Origin of the sequence: Neolewinella antarctica (assembly GCF_011927835.1) — a bacterium.
In the GTDB taxonomy this organism is placed as follows: domain Bacteria; phylum Bacteroidota; class Bacteroidia; order Chitinophagales; family Saprospiraceae; genus Neolewinella; species Neolewinella antarctica.
In genome coordinates this window covers 317,286-332,192 of the sequence record NZ_JAATJH010000005.1, presented here as the reverse complement: position 1 = coordinate 332,192, position 14,907 = coordinate 317,286, and the positions used below count along the sequence as shown (strand labels likewise).

Sequence of the window (14,907 nt, the reverse complement as noted above, 5' to 3'; positions counted from 1 at the left end):
GTGCTTTAAAAAGTTACGCTTGTTGTCTTCCGTAGATGCGTTACTAGTTCGGCTAGATCCACGGATCGTTTTCTAAGTTCATCGCCGGAGACCTCAATACGTTCTTCCCCAAGTAAGTCTAGATACAACGTAGATACGCCACCCCGCTTTCTGATTATTTGGTGAGTACGATAATCTTCCATCCCTGTTTCAAAGAGATCGCCAACTTGATGACAACTGAATAAATTCACCGCGATGTACTCCTGTGAAACTTCTTTTGTGTAATCTTGAATCGGTATCATACTAATAATGAAGTCATCACTGTTTTGCACGGCGGCATCAGCCTGACTGGGCGCGAACCGCAGATATTGTCCCTTATGGCTCGCATATGATTTTACTTCGATGCGGCAAGTTTTACCGGTCAGGCTGTTAGTCACGAGGATGTCGTGGTTGCCTTTACCTTGGTTTGGGCGGGAGGCGGTAAGGCCGGGGGCGTTAGTATTTAAGGCTTCCTGAATAACTTTCTCGATGTCCTGCCCCATTTGCAGCATCTTCGCTTTGTGGTCCGCTTCGGCCTTGATTCCCTTTGCTTGTTTAATGATACTCGCAAAGTTGTTGGCATTCACGGTTGCCAGCAATTCTTGCACCTGTTCGTTCTTTAGCCCCGATTTATCGATCGTTTGTAGAATCTCAATGGTGCCTTCTTCACCAAGTAGGCGGATATCCTGTATTCGAATATTCGTGTTACCTACGGTCAGAGCGAAAGACAGACTAACCCGGTTTTGCTTGAAAGAGCTTAGGTGTTTTTCCGCTAAAGGGGCATTAGCTACGCACCAATCAATCAGGGTGCTGAGTGGGGTCGCTTTCTCATTCAGGATATTCGTATTGCCGTTTGCTAAGTCATCCTGTACGGCTCGCACTTCCGCAGCCAACTCTTCACTAAGCTGAGCGAATGATCTTGCGTTGTTCCTGCGCACTTCCACTTCGTACGACATGAGGTCTCCACGCCAGTCCTTTCGTGGGTTTAGCTCGGCGAGTACGTCGATCAGTTCTTCGGGTAAGCGAGCGTCGTCCGTTCCGGGGTCCTCAAGGTCATCCCATTTGTGGAAGTCCCCGTATAAGTCCGGGACTATTTTTCCGCGATTAATTTCGTCAGCGTATCCACCCGGCCCTTGCAACAACTTATAGTACGCGTTAAGCCATTGCATTGCTTCGGCATCATCTGCACCCATTTTCTCCGCGAGGCCGTTGATGTTTGTTGCTCGTTGTATATCGCGATTGGCAAAACAAATAGCCAGCTTAAGCGCTATTTCAAATTTGAATGAGTTTATGTTTTCTACTTCAATCCGGTGATTTTCTTCGCCGTAAAGTCTGTTGAGGTGAGTAAGTAGTTTGAATCGGAAGCTGTCCTCCGACTGGTTAGTGGTTTTCGCTTTTAAAAGTTGGAAAACAAATTGGCGCCCCTCGTCGCCCCTTTTTAAGAACTTATAGTTAAAACTGCCAGTAGTGCTTAAAATAGGTTTAAGCTTGTCATTGAGTTCTTGAGATAAGTCAGTAAGGCTACGGGTGCTTTCTAAGAAGGGTAGTTCAGTAAAGCGCCGATCTATAATGCTCGTTCGCCAATTGATTACATTCTGGCTGTAAACTTCTTTTAGCCGATCCAGGAAAAAGTCGGTTAATATATCTTGCTCATCTTGCTTAAAGAGTTGACCAACGACTTGCTTTTTGAAACGGCCATAAATGTTGGGAAGCACGGCGTATTCCTTAAGCAAGGCTGTTTCGTTATGCTCATGCGCAAAGGCCAGCAAATCTTTTACCCACGCTACCGCACTATCTTCTCCGCCTAAACTTTGAGATAATTGAAGTAGATTTTTTTCCTTTTGTACTTCTACGAACAGATCCTTCAGGTCAAAATCAACGGTTTCCGGCCAGTTGTTTTCGCTTTCGGGACCAAGCATTTCGTGCCAATCCAGCAATTCTTCCTTTGCAGGTACGGTATCATGCCCGAGAAACTGCGCTGCCAAATCGTAGAACGCTTTTTTAACTTCATCTTTCGCACCGAACTTAGGCAGTAGAATATTTCGCAGGGCACGATATTTACTATCAGCACACCTGACAAGCGGAAGATCAAATAAAAAGGCTCGGTGCTGCTCTTGTAGCGCTTCGTACCAAGTTCTTGAATCCCATCGATGTTTCTCTTTTTTGGTGGCCGCCAAGGTTTTGGGCAATCTCGTGAACGCTAACTTAAACCTGTCCGAGACGTCCAGATCGATGAGTCCAAGTGTGAATTTCCGGGCCAGTTCAAAAGCTTGTTCTATTTGCCTTCGGTTCTTTTTAGCTTCTTTATCTTCCTCGGAATGGATGACGATATCTGCCCGGTCCTCAGTAGGATTTAGATTTTTACCGTTAATTATGAAGGGGAAATTGAACGTTTCCGAGCCGATGAGCGGAAAGTCACGATATAGAAAGGGGGTGGTTGTAGGTTTTGCAACCAAGTTCTTCGCGGCACCATCAGCAAATGGCGCGTACAGAGAAATTCCTAAATCTTTTTCACCAAACGCACCTTTCGTATAGTAGAAAGATTGCGCGTTTGGTTGGCATCCATTTTGCGTAATTACGATGGTTGCTAAATTGATTCCGCAACCTTTTTGCTCAGGAGAGCTAACCGTGTAGACTGTTTCTTGCCCCCGATCATTGATTACTACTTTCTCAATTAGGCTGGCATTGCCGATCAAAGCCACGGGTAAGGTAGCGGCAACGTCCGCTAACCCATCTTCCGCCGCTCTGACGGCACCATCAGAAGTAAGTGGATACGTAAATGATGTCCCCAAATAGGAAGGATCGTTTAAGCGGTTGATATTTTCAAACGGGGCAAAAACTTCTGGGTCATCTTTCCTAGAAATCCGATCAAGAGCGAAGCCAATTTTTTCCATCAATTCTTCGGACGACTCCCCAGACCTATCTAACTCAACGTTGACCCGCTTAACTATCTGGGTATCATTAAATAGTATAGGCCCGGAGACCTGAATTATAGGGCTCAGTAAGTGGGTAGCAATAAAGCCGGTTCCAAACTTACCCGTTACTGCTTCGTCATTATTGGTAGAACTCTTTCCAGAGACTTGTTGGACTAAGCTATTCAAGTTGTACATACTGAAGGGCTCAGCATTATGACTAAAGACAATTTTGTTGCCATCGTAATCAACGCGCATCGTTCGCCGCCTATCACCTCGCGTTGGAATATCTTTAGCGTTTTGTATAAGCTCCCAGATCCACCGTCTCGCTGAATCGGCGGGTTTGTTTCTTACCTGCGATAGTATCTGTCGAATTTTATCCGCTGCTTGTTTCTTATTATTATAGCGTTGAATTTCTTCTGGGTCGTCGGAAAATTTTGGTGTTTGTTTATATGGGGTTTGGTTCATCTGCTCAATATTTTTACTAATTGGAATATAATCATCAGCTTTTACCGCCGTCGTGGCTCACCCAGATGCCGGAGCCGGTGCCGCCGGAGTTGAAGTAGTCGGGGTCGCGGTCGAAGGTCCAGGTCGCGGCGATGAGCTTATTCGGGTTACTTGGGTCCATCACCATTTCAGCGATGCCGGTGCCTTCGTTGACGTACAATATACGGTCCCAGGTCACGCCGCCGTCGGTCGTTTTGTACACGCCGCGTTCCTCGTTCGGGGCCCACATGTTGCCCATCGCGCCGACGTAGGCGACGTCCGGGTCGGTCGGGTGCGGCAGCACGCGGTGGATGTGGCGCGTCTTTTCGAGGCCCATGTGTTTCCAGGTCGCGCCACCGTCGAGCGACTTATAAATGCCGCCGCCGTAGTTCGCCGAGTTCCGCGGGTTGCCCTCGCCGGTGCCCGCCCAAATCACGCTCGGGTTGGCGTCAGAAACAGCCACGGCGCCGATGCTGAGGTAGCGGTTGTCGTCAAAAATCGGCGTAAAACTCGTGCCGCCGTTCTTACTCTGCCACAGTCCGCCGCTGGCCGTGCCGACGTAGATGTTGTCGCGGTCCCGGGGGTGCACGTCGATGGACGTTACGCGGCCCGACATGCCGGCGGGGCCGATGTTGCGGGGGGCTAGGGCTTGCCAGTGGTCGGGGTTTTGTTGGGCGTTCAGTTGGGCGCTGGCGCTGGTGCAAAGGATAGTTATGAAGGCAAGGTAGAGGTGGCGCATGGGCTAGGCTTAGTGGTTGGTGGGGCAAGATAGGGAATGGTGGGTAACGGATTACTTCAGTCTGGCCTGGTACACCAACTTTGAAAACAAAGACATCTTATGAGAAACTATTTTTTGTGACTTATCTCCTGCTTGCGCTGCTTACACTACCATTTTCCGTCCCGAAATCCGATAGCTTACCGCCTCCAGCCCGGGAGCAACTCGTCGGTACGTGGGAAGAAATGCCCGCCTTCCCCGGTTGCGAGATACTACCGGCCGCTCAGTGGAGCAAGTGTTCTGGTGATAACCTTAAATCTTTTCTTGAAAGTAACCTCCGTTGGCCCGCTCCGGACTGGTGCGGGCAAGGTATTGCCGTCGTTCAAATCACGGTCGACAAGACAGGTAGCTTAGTTGATCCCAAAATAGTTCGTGACCTTGGTGGCCCGAGCACTGAGGAGGTTTGGCGCGTGACCAACCTACTTTTCGAGCGCTATCCCGTATGGTCTCCTGGTGGAATTCACCGGGGTCGCCGGGCCGCCGTGACGTTTAACTGGCCAATCAAATTTGTGTTGCACTGAACTCAAACATTACCTGGCTAAACCTTCTGTAAGCACAATTATTTAGAGGATAAAACTACCCATGCCCACCCTAACCCACCGCCAACGCTGGCTCCTCCTCGCGCCCCTCGGCCTGGCCGTGATCGGCTTCGGCGTCTGCCTGGTTGCGGAAGCGGCCATGGTGAAGTACGCTGGCGGGGCGTGGTTCTGGCCGGGGACGCTGGCGCTGGTGGTGTTGAACACCGGGGTTTGTTTGGTGGGTGGGGCGGTGCGGGAGGAGGTGTTGTATCGGTTGGGGAAATAAAGCGGTAAGTTAGTTACAGACAGAGCGTGCCGAACGAAACGTGCCTGAATTAAAAACTCAATATTAACTTATGACTTCTCTGCAAATCTACAGAGGCTTCAAACACATTTTCCACAAACTGAGCTGGCCAGTCGTTAGGGACAAGTCCGAATACATTTATATCGGTCCGTTTGAAGATAGAAACATGGGTTTAATTAAATCCTACCTTTCTCAACTCGCTGGAAGTCAACTGCTGGTGGTAGTTGACAAGAAACGCTCGTACGTCACCGATGCTACAGATGGTGAAGAAATAGCGAAGCGCATCGCTCAATTTCAACGGGTTTGGGTCGTCGAGCTCGGTTGGCGAACTTGTGTGGAGATCAAGGGGGAAGTAATGCGGATTGGTTACTCATCCGATTCGGCTCGTTATTACCCGACCAATCCTTTACGCCATCCAGCGTAATACCACGTCCCCTAGCCTACGGCACCCTTACTACCGGATAATAAAACCCGACATTCCAAAATAAATTAGTCGCTTGTTGCAACACTTACCAATTTAATTTTCTACTTTAGCAACGGCAACGACCCCGAACCATTTTCCCGCGCTGACGCCCGGAAGTTGTTCGGAAGCGTCCGTAACGCCAAACACACACTTTTGCGACGTCACGTCGCGGCCGCTCCGAAGGGCTATCGGAGTGGGAACGTCAAATATTAGTCCCGTTAGCTCTGGGGTATTTCAATTAGGCGATCGGCTTGAGGCGCTTTCTTTCTATTCGTATCGTGCGGATGCTCGGCGGCGGTTGGGTGTTTGGGTGTTTGGGTGGTGAGGTTTTTTTTGAATTGAGTCGGAGTAATTACCGAAACCTCTTCCATCACATAAATTATAATTTAATCATATGTCAGTTATTTATTTAAACAAAGGCATTTACGGCTATTCGTACACTCCATATGGAGGGGTGGATAGCAATGACATCATCAAGGGTAGTCTACAAGACACAGACAAAAATGAGCTTATTGATAGAATCAAGAATCAGTTTTCAAATTACACCTTAAAATGGAAGGATGTCTACACTAAATTGGCCATTTTTGATAGCCTTGACAAAATAAACCATTACCAATTTGGAAAAGGATCTGTCCCAATAATTAAGCTAGAAGCAAAAACAGAGCCACTTTATCCTAAAGTCATGATTATCGAATGCCCAAATGGACAAAAGCCCAGAATAGGAGGTCAGGCGATTTTCGTGGAATGCTTGGGTGGCGGGGGTAGCGTGGCTGATCTCTCTCCTGATCCTCCAACGTGTAATGACTACTCTAGATATGCACAAACTCAATACCAGCGTAGCTTTCCCGCCAAAAAAAACGAGGATGAAATATTGAAGGACGTAGTATCTAGCATTGAAGAGCAGATAGAAAAGGGTGAAGAATCATTTGCCCTAATTACAGAAAATATTAAGACCCGAGTTACAAATGGCGGTAAAGAGTTAATTACGAGGGCTAAAATCAAAGCAGCTTTCTCAAATAATGGACTACCAGAACTTGACGAAAAGACAATCAGTGTGATGCTGGGTATTAAAGTGGATCATGAAAAATAGCAAAAGATTTCAAATCAACCTTCCAGGAGAATTATTACAGGCAAATATTTTCAAACCTGATGGTAGAAAATATAGAAATTATGTATTTATTAGGTTTAAGCAAATTGACGGAGGTAAAACTCAATTGAGGCAAACAATTAAAAAAATTGCTCAAAAGTATTTGACTTCTCAAAGTCAGCAAGAACTCGATACGATAAATTATAAAAAAAGCATAAGAGACGGCGGAAACTATAAAAGTGCTTCGATAATAAACATTGGCTTTACCTACCCAGGGATGGAGCAATTACTAAATTCAGCCGCTTTAAGAAATCTGACCATCGACAGGAGCTTTCGGAACGGGATGCGACAATCGCAGGCACGATTGCAGGACTACGGCGATTCTTGGCAAGATCATAAAACTGAGAGAGGCAGTAACGTTGATTGTGATTGGTTTTATTCAGAGAGTGGCACTAATGAAGCCGGCGAGTCGGGTCAGCCTTCGGGATGCCCGGGGGACGAGAAGATTGACTTGCACCTCCGCCGGGTCGATATGTTTATTTCCATAGCTAGTTCGGACGATGAAATTTGTGTTAAAAAGACCACGGAGATACGCGACGCACTGAGTAAAAGCCCAGGCATTGGGTTTCTGTTTACCCAGGCCGGTGTGCGGTTAAGGAATGCAGCAACCAACAAAGCTGAATCGCCGCTAAGTTTTCAGGAAGGCTTTTCCGACATCTCTGATAAGGATAGCTTGGCCAGAAGACTTTTGGTAAAGGAACGATGGCACTTATACAGCTCCGGCGCGCCTACCTACGGAACGTATCTGGCCTTTCGAAAGCTAGAAATCCACCAAGATGAGTGGAAAAAGCGCGTCGAGTCATTAGTGGGCCAGCTAAAACCCACCGTCACAACCAAGAAGGACGAAAGTCTTGAATCCTACGCTAAAGCCCTACTAATGGGCCGGTTCGAGAATGGCACCCCCTTAGCAATTAGTAAGGAGCCCCTTGGCCACGAGTATTGGACTTCCGAAGGAAAAGACCTTCCGTTTAATTACCGGGACGACCCCGCGGGAGCCCGCTGCCCACTGGGTGCTCACGTAAGGGCAATGAACCCCCAGGGTTCTGAAAAGAACGATTTAGAAATCGTCCGCCGTGGTATATCGTACCAGGAGGAAAACACTGCAGGTCTACTATTCGTGAGCCTACAAAAAAGCATCGACGATCAATTCGAACCGTTATTTGATCGTATGGCGGCTCCTTTTCACGTAGACGCAATTGCGTACCGATCCAACCCTAATGATCCAAACTTAAAAATTCCTGCGATTAGCCCCGAACCTCAACTACAGATACCCACGGGAACGGGAAAGGAAATTAGCCTTAAACCATTCATCCTGCCCGGAGGGGAAAATTTGACGACCTTCAGAGGTGGAGACTACTTCTATCTTCCCTCAGTCGCTTTCTTGTGTACTTTTTCAGTGTACTAACACACCGGCCTATCGTACGTCATGACGCAGAATCGATTGTCACGAGGATGTTTATCCCGAGTATGCTGCTTCATTTCTTACCTATCCCTTTTTCTGGGTTCGTTTTGGCTAACAGGCCAAACCCAGCTTCACGCCTTCAATCATCTTGGACAGGAAGAAGGCCTATCCGCCGGCACAAACAACCACTTCATTTTTCGCGACCGACGCGATAACGTTTGGATCAGTTCACTCGCCGGACTCAACCGGTTCGACGGCCACCGCGTCACGCAATACCACCAGAGTGACGCCCCCCGTGGGTTAACGTCCGAAATAACGGGCTGGAGTGAGTTTTGCGAGGACCGCGCCGGTCACATCTGGTTCGCGCTCGAAAAATCTATTTCTCGTTACGACTACGCAACCGACTCCTTCGCTACCTATACCGTTCAAATCAATAACCGGCCATTAACGGACCACTACGACTGGGCCTGGGTCGATACACCAGGTGACTACCTCTACTTCGGTGCGGGTGATTATTTGTTCAAAACACCAACGGCGGACTTCTCCAAGTACGCGGTGCTGGACAGTATCAAAGTAAATTTCAAGGCGAAAATGGTGAGCCTGCCCGGCGGTAAGGTTCGTTTACTGGACTTCGTGCCCGGCGAAGAAGCGTTTCGGGTCGTGGATTACGGGAAAAACGACACCGCTACTTTCCGTAAGTCCTTCTCCTTACCCGTCGGGGAGGTCGTTAACGATGTACAGTGGCGCCGGAAGGATGGCCTGATCGTCGTTTCCAACAAAGCCGTCTACTCGGTAGGGGTAAACACCAGTGCCTGGCGAGCCTTCACCACTCTAGCTGCGGATGGCTTCGCGGACCCGATTGAAGCGGAATTCAGGGAGCACACATTGCTCGTCGCAACAAAAAATAACGGCCTCTTCCTTTTTGACTTGAACAAACAGCTGTCCATGGGTCCTTTGCACCGCGTTGCGGATGGCGGTACGGAAGTATTCAAACCAAAGACAGCACGGCTAACGGTGGACAGAGAAGGTGTCATCTGGGTCAGTACCCTCAACGACGGCGTCTTTTACACGGACCCACGGGCGGTTAAATTCGACTTTTTGCCGCCTCCGGATAAAGAGTCTCTGCCCGTCGTCAATCTGGCACAAGATTCGCGGGAGCGGCTCCTAACCTTGTATCATGAGCTTTACACCTTGCGGGAAGAGGACGAGACGAGGTCATTCCCACTTGCCGGGCTAACGAATTCCTTTGACGAAAAAACCTTTCTTCACGAGGACGCCGCCACCGGCCGCCTTATGATTGGCTCCTACGACAAACTCTACGTAGCGGAAGGGATTGGCGAACCCCCGCAAGCCTTACACGCCGTCGCTGACGCGCCTTACCGCTTCGGCTTCGGGTATAACGGCTTGCATCCACTTCCGAGCGGTAATTTTATTTTATCCATAAATGACTCTTTACCGGTAATTGCGAATTCAACGCTGGATACGCTGGACACATGGATCCCCACCCTACGCCGCCCAAAGGAAATCATTACCGGTGAAAATGGTAAGGCGCTCTACCTGACTTATTCCGATACTGTTCACCTCATCGACGTCCCGGCAGGTCGTATCGATACCAGTTTTTCTATGCTTCCTTCCGTTACGGACGCAGCATACCAGCATCGGGGATCTACTTTTTACCTGGCTACGCGCAATGGTTTATTCGTACTGAGCCGCCGGGTTGGCGGATGGGAATTGCGCGCCGAAAATCAAGTCACGAAAGCAAATTTCGTGAGTATTGAGGTGGATTCGTCCGGTCGAATATGGTTAGCCGGTAGCTCGGGCCTCATCGGCTATGACCCCGCCACAAATACGCAGACAACGTACACGTTGGCGGACGGACTTCAGGGAACCGAATACATTGCGAATGCCAGTATCACCGGATCGGATGGCCGGCTCTATTTCGGAGGAAGCCACGGAGTAAATACTTTCCTGCCCGGCCACGTCTCCCCAAGCCTGCCGGCGAATCACGTCCGCATTGTCAACACCTTCGTTAATGGGCAAAAAACAGAAGAAGAAAGCAGCTTTGGTCACGACCAAAATCGGCTAAAGTTCCAACTGGCCTGCGGTGAATTTGCGGACCCGAAAGAGGTGGAATATTATTACGTACTGAAAGGCTCGGCCAACTCGGACGAACAACGGGTAGCGGGGGCTAGTATCGAATTTATCAACCTAGCTCCGGCCACTTATGAACTAATCGTGTGGGGTTTTAATTCGGACGGGGTAAGGACTTCCAATACCGTCAAAAAGTCTTTTACAATCCGTCCCCCCTGGCACCAAACCTGGCTAGCCTACGCCGCCTACACCCTCACCTTCCTCACCCTCCTCGGCGCCATCCTCTACTTCCGCTACCGCCAACTCCGCAAGGTCGAGCTCGCCCAGCTCAGCACCGCCGAAGCCGAACGCCTCGCCGCGGAAACGGAAACGTCCGTCCTCCGCCTCCAGATGAACCCTCACTTCATCTTCAACAGCCTCAACTCGATCGACGACTACATCATCGACCAAAACCCCGTCGAGGCCCACGATTACCTCGTTGTATTCGCCGAACTGATGCGCGACATCCTCGACCGCTCCGCCCAACCCCTCACGCGGCTCGACCGGGAAGTGGACTTGCTCAGCCGGTACGTCGCCGCCGAGCGCAAACGGATCGGCGACGGCCTCCGCTTCGTGGTCGACGTGGACGAGGCGCTCGACGACATCAGCACCTACCTGCCCACGATGATCCTCCAGCCCTTCGTCGAGAACGCCATCTGGCACGGCATCGGCCGCCGGGATGGGGGCGGGACGGTCACTTTACGCTTTCGGGAAGCCGAAAATATGCTCGTGGCGGAGGTAGAAGATGACGGGCGCGGACGCGGGAATGCAGGGTCGGATAGCAAGAAGCAAACATCCCGGGCGTTAGACATCACCCGGAAGCGACTGGCTTTGCTCTCCTCTAATTACTTGGCATCCCGACAAAGTATGGAACTAGCTAGTAGCCAGCCCGCGACCGCGCGTAATACCCCACGCTACGAAATTCACGACCTGAAAAATGATGCCGGGGAAGCTACCGGAACGCTCGTCGTCCTATATTTACCGCTAACCTACCCCGACGAAGATGCGCGCCGTAGCAATTGATGACGACCCCAGAATGCACCGCCTGCTGGGCCAGATGCTGAAACTGACCAACGCCGGCGTGGACCTCGTGGCCACCGCGACCTCCGTCGCCGGGGGCGTCGCCGTAATCGAGCGAGAAGCCCCCGACCTGCTTTTTCTGGATATCGAACTGGGGGACGGCACGGGCTTCGACCTGCTGGAACAAATCGACGCCGGCCGTTACCTGATTATTTTTATTTCCGGCCATAGCCAGTACGGCCGCCTGGCGCTCACCTTCGAAGCGCTCGATTACCTCGACAAGCCCCTCAAATCCACCGACCTGGCCGAAGCCCTCCTCAAAGCCCGCCGCCGCTTCGCCCAGCGCAACGCCGACGAGCGCCTGAAGGACCTGACCGTCGCCCTCCAGAATTTCCGGAATACCCAACTACCCACCCGCCTCACGATCTCCAACAGCGAAGGTATATTCTTCGTCCCCGTAGCAGACATCCTCCGCCTCAGCACCTCAGACGGCCTGGTGACCGTCCACTGCGCCGATGGCCGCAAATTCCACAAAACGGCGCGGCTGGTTACGTACGAACAGCAGTTTTCGGAGTACCCACACTTTATGCTCGTCCACAAGTCCAACCTGGTCAACCTCCGGCGGGTAAAGGCGCTCGTCACCGGCCCTTACCTGATTATGGAAGACGGCACGGAAGTCGTGCTGACGGCGCAAAAGGCGCGGCAGGTCCGAGGGGCGCTGGAGGCACTGTAATCAATTTTATTACCAAAAAAGGTTAATCGTGATAGCCGCCCCGTCACGAAACCCGTGTTTCCCGTCACGAAACCCGGGGCGGGTGTGATACGCCGAATGTAGTAGGCCCGGGGGCCTAGCTTTACTAGCGTACTCAATTAGTAATCAGGCTGGTATTCGGCGGTGGCCGCTGCGGTCCAATGACGTAAAAATCATTCGACGGGCGGAGCCTTGCCCGAAAAGCCGCGCCGCAAACTTCCCCCCCATGTTCGATCAATCCCTAACCGCTACCCAGCCAGTCAGCCTAACGAGCGGTAGCCAGCCTTCCCCCACCGGTTTTTCCCCGGCCGCGCTCAATCGGTTACGCCGCCAACGCGCTTTCGCCCGGGAGCACCGCAACCGCTTCGACAACCTGACCCGGCGGGAGCGGGAAGTACTCACCCTAATCGTCCGGGGAAAAACGAACGAGGAGATCGCAACGGCGCTCTACCGCTCGGTACACACCGTACGGACCCATCGGAATAACATTTGGCGGCAGTTGGGGATCCGGTCGGTGGTGGAGGCGGTTTGGTGGGGGGCTTGTTTTGATTTGGTTTGATGAGGTGTGGCGCAACGTTGACGGACTATTTGGCGGTAGATAAGATTCGGGCGAATAGCTTTATTTCTAGTTCATGGATGACGCTTTCTAATTTAGTGCCCTCGCAAAAACAAGCACTGCATTTATGTTATCATCAAATTTATTCTCAAATCCCTGCGCTACTACTTGTTGATTAGGAAGAATACCACCTTTCTTTCGTGATTCAAGCTCAATGATTAAATTATCAATATTCCCTTTCTTTATGTCCGGAAGTGAAGAGGCTGTCTTTAAAAGATCGAGATTTCTGTTAAAATTACTGGATACAATTCGATCATAATCTGAAACGAATTCAGTCAGCAGTCTTACAATGCTTCGTAGCTCACTCACGTTATTAGACATTCTAATAATATTCTCATCATTGTTTAGCAATTGCTTGTTCAATGAAGTTTTTTGGTTTCCAAAATTAAAATATAAGTTTACCTCATCAGCTAAAGGCTGATTCTCATTGAGATTAAGTGGCTCGACGTTTTGATCAATATACGCCTCAAGTCGATGCTCAATTGTGCTGTATTTAATCACTAAATTTCTGAGATCCTGTTCAAATAGCCCATTGTATGTGTCTAAGGTGCGATAATATATTATGTAATTATCAATGCCTGATTTAAAATCGTCTATAAATTTTTCACCAATCGGATCAGAAATCGCATCTTTAACCTTAGCGGGAACAAAACTTGAGATGAATTGAATTGCACTTCCAACCAACGAAGTAGGGGTCAACAGTTTTGAAATACCACCAATTAATTTTTTAAATCCTATTTTGAAGATAGTTTTGTCGTCTTTCTTTAAATCCTCCATTCCAACTAGCTGGTCTTCAATTTGCTTACTGATAACGTCAGAAAATTGAAAGCCTAATTCATTACTTTCAGGGTTGTTGATTCTAATCAAGATGTTGTAAGCACCTGATTGCGAAATATCTTGCAAAATATCCGTATTTAACAACTTCGCGGCATAAGCTAGTTGAACTGAATTTAGTGTTTCCTTATAATTTCTATCATAAAGTTCATCATCGTCATTTGCTTTACCGCGTAGAAAACTATCTAATTTAAATTGCAATTTCGATTCTAGCGTGCCTATTTCTGATTGTATGGTAGACACTGCTGATCTAATCTTCGAATCTACTAGGTGGGTATCTATAGTATCAGATTTCAGAGCAAAAATCTCTACACTTTCTCCTGACGCATTGATGGATACCTTTGTTTTAAGGCTATCTTGAGCTTTGATCACGTGCGTAGCCACTAGACAGTGAAGCACAATGAGGAGAGCTATAATTAGTTTGCATGTTTTCATGGTATTTTTACTTTTTTAAATGATTGATTTTTGTTTAAAATAATGGGCGTTCCACTCATGTGAGAATCGCCAATAAGTATTAGTTCGAAGCAAATGTGCCAGTTTGCGATAAGGAGCGTAAGGCGTATCGTATCTTTAAACGCAAACCCCGCCAAGCACTTAATCCAAGAGTTAGCACTGACAATTGGTCGCTCTATGTAGCTACACGAGCTTATTTTTATCGATACTCATGGACAAAATAAACAGGTGTTTTACGCTCCCTCCTCTAATTCCCTAAGCTCCTCCAAATCCCGCTCCCGCCGCATCTCCCGCAACAACCTCCGCTCCTTACGCGAAACGTACTTCTTATCTTTCCCAAGCAAATAAAACTGCACCCCGACGTTACCATTCGCAAAAACATCGAGCTCATTCGTCTCACTCGCCGGGAGGGTGCCGTACAGCATGGCACCGGCGTAAACGCTCAGGCCTTCGCATATTTTTATATCGAAACGGAGGCGCATATTCGCCCCGTGAACGGTTTCGGAAGTTAACGACTCGCGTTGCGATCCGTTTTTGGATAAAATAGTATTCTCGCGATTAAATCGGCTGTAACCCAGGCCGAATTCTAAAAATCCGCTGAGGGGCATTATCCCCAACGTGAGCGCGCTGAATTGTTGCTGATCGCCCGCTGACCCGGATAAAGAATAATAATGCGCTGACTGGGTGTAGTCCGCGTACAGAGACATTCGTTTGGTGAAGCGGTAATTCAGGCCAAGGGTGATGGGGAGTACCTCCTTGGCGGCTTCGTAAAACTCCACCTCCTCAAACCCGTCCAGGGCATTGATGGCTTCCTGATGCACGCCGTAGCCAATCTCCACGGCGATCCGCCGGCGTTGGGTCTGGGCGTCCGCCCCGGCCGGTAAAGCGAGGGCGAACGTCAGCCAGGCCATCAGTAAGGTGAATTGATTGTGTATGCTTTTGGAAAATTTCATGACGGTGTGGTTGTTGTTAAGCGTTGATCCAAAGTTCACGCTACGGCGGGGCGTCTGCAATACGCTAATGAGCGTAAAAAGAGCCCGGAAACGACCAATTATGGCCCCACCCACCCAACCTTGCA

The 14,907-nt window shown here is 49.5% G+C and carries 12 protein-coding genes; 8 read left to right on the top strand and 4 right to left on the bottom strand.

The features are described from left to right. Positions 1-5: 5 nt before the first annotated feature. The gene (locus GGR27_RS15415) at positions 6-3,398 is read right to left on the bottom strand and encodes a sacsin N-terminal ATP-binding-like domain-containing protein (protein ID WP_168038908.1); all 3,393 of its coding nucleotides are present in this window, start codon (positions 3,396-3,398) and stop codon (positions 6-8) included. 34 nt (positions 3,399-3,432) lie between these two features. Continuing rightward, positions 3,433-4,155 carry a WD40/YVTN/BNR-like repeat-containing protein gene (locus GGR27_RS15410; protein WP_168038906.1) on the bottom strand — a complete coding sequence of 241 codons (723 nt, stop codon included), beginning with the start codon at positions 4,153-4,155 and terminating at the stop codon, positions 3,433-3,435. A 116-nt stretch (positions 4,156-4,271) separates the two neighbouring features. Here GGR27_RS15410 and GGR27_RS15405 point away from each other — a divergent pair, with 116 nt between their 5' ends. From GGR27_RS15405 to GGR27_RS15370, 8 genes are all read left to right on the top strand, one after another. Continuing rightward, entirely contained in the window at positions 4,272-4,712 is a 441-nt protein-coding gene (locus tag GGR27_RS15405) for an energy transducer TonB (RefSeq protein ID WP_168038904.1), read from the top strand. A gap of 61 nt (positions 4,713-4,773) precedes the next feature. Beyond that, the gene (locus tag GGR27_RS15400) at positions 4,774-4,995 is read left to right on the top strand and encodes a hypothetical protein (protein ID WP_168038902.1); all 222 of its coding nucleotides are present in this window, start codon (positions 4,774-4,776) and stop codon (positions 4,993-4,995) included. 70 nt (positions 4,996-5,065) lie between these two features. Then, the gene (locus GGR27_RS15395; RefSeq protein ID WP_168038900.1) at positions 5,066-5,437 is read left to right on the top strand and encodes a hypothetical protein; all 372 of its coding nucleotides are present in this window, start codon (positions 5,066-5,068) and stop codon (positions 5,435-5,437) included. 433 nt (positions 5,438-5,870) lie between these two features. Continuing rightward, entirely contained in the window at positions 5,871-6,566 is a 696-nt protein-coding gene (locus tag GGR27_RS15390) for a hypothetical protein (protein ID WP_168038898.1), read from the top strand. Further along, positions 6,556-8,028: a Dyp-type peroxidase gene (locus GGR27_RS15385; protein WP_168038896.1), complete on the top strand. Its 1,473-nt coding sequence runs from the start codon at positions 6,556-6,558 to the stop codon at positions 8,026-8,028. Before GGR27_RS15390 ends, GGR27_RS15385 begins: the two co-directional genes overlap by 11 nt. A 21-nt stretch (positions 8,029-8,049) precedes the next feature. Beyond that, positions 8,050-11,178 carry a sensor histidine kinase gene (locus tag GGR27_RS15380; RefSeq protein WP_168038894.1) on the top strand — a complete coding sequence of 1,043 codons (3,129 nt, stop codon included), beginning with the start codon at positions 8,050-8,052 and terminating at the stop codon, positions 11,176-11,178. Further along, positions 11,159-11,908 (top strand): LytR/AlgR family response regulator transcription factor, encoded by a 750-nt coding sequence (locus tag GGR27_RS15375; RefSeq protein ID WP_168038892.1) that lies wholly within the window; start codon positions 11,159-11,161, stop codon positions 11,906-11,908. Before GGR27_RS15380 ends, GGR27_RS15375 begins: the two co-directional genes overlap by 20 nt. Positions 11,909-12,152: 244 nt before the next feature. After that, positions 12,153-12,485 (top strand): helix-turn-helix domain-containing protein, encoded by a 333-nt coding sequence (locus GGR27_RS15370; RefSeq protein ID WP_168038890.1) that lies wholly within the window; start codon positions 12,153-12,155, stop codon positions 12,483-12,485. Positions 12,486-12,572: 87 nt separating this feature from the next. Here GGR27_RS15370 and GGR27_RS15365 read toward each other — a convergent pair whose 3' ends face one another. After that, positions 12,573-13,811 carry a hypothetical protein gene (locus GGR27_RS15365; RefSeq protein WP_168038888.1) on the bottom strand — a complete coding sequence of 413 codons (1,239 nt, stop codon included), beginning with the start codon at positions 13,809-13,811 and terminating at the stop codon, positions 12,573-12,575. Positions 13,812-14,062: 251 nt separating this feature from the next. Next, positions 14,063-14,782 (bottom strand): hypothetical protein, encoded by a 720-nt coding sequence (locus GGR27_RS15360; protein ID WP_168038886.1) that lies wholly within the window; start codon positions 14,780-14,782, stop codon positions 14,063-14,065. Positions 14,783-14,907: the final 125 nt, after the last annotated feature.

Coding starts and splice junctions, on each gene's coding strand:
- GGR27_RS15410 (WP_168038906.1), bottom strand. CDS start 4,155: ATGCGCCACCTCTACCTTGCCTTCATAACTATCCTTTGCACCAGCGCC.
- GGR27_RS15380 (WP_168038894.1), top strand. CDS start 8,050: ATGACGCAGAATCGATTGTCACGAGGATGTTTATCCCGAGTATGCTGC.
- GGR27_RS15390 (WP_168038898.1), top strand. CDS start 5,871: ATGTCAGTTATTTATTTAAACAAAGGCATTTACGGCTATTCGTACACT.
- GGR27_RS15365 (WP_168038888.1), bottom strand. CDS start 13,811: ATGAAAACATGCAAACTAATTATAGCTCTCCTCATTGTGCTTCACTGT.
- GGR27_RS15375 (WP_168038892.1), top strand. CDS start 11,159: ATGCGCGCCGTAGCAATTGATGACGACCCCAGAATGCACCGCCTGCTG.
- GGR27_RS15395 (WP_168038900.1), top strand. CDS start 5,066: ATGACTTCTCTGCAAATCTACAGAGGCTTCAAACACATTTTCCACAAA.
- GGR27_RS15385 (WP_168038896.1), top strand. CDS start 6,556: ATGAAAAATAGCAAAAGATTTCAAATCAACCTTCCAGGAGAATTATTA.
- GGR27_RS15370 (WP_168038890.1), top strand. CDS start 12,153: ATGTTCGATCAATCCCTAACCGCTACCCAGCCAGTCAGCCTAACGAGC.
- GGR27_RS15415 (WP_168038908.1), bottom strand. CDS start 3,398: ATGAACCAAACCCCATATAAACAAACACCAAAATTTTCCGACGACCCA.
- GGR27_RS15400 (WP_168038902.1), top strand. CDS start 4,774: ATGCCCACCCTAACCCACCGCCAACGCTGGCTCCTCCTCGCGCCCCTC.
- GGR27_RS15360 (WP_168038886.1), bottom strand. CDS start 14,782: ATGAAATTTTCCAAAAGCATACACAATCAATTCACCTTACTGATGGCC.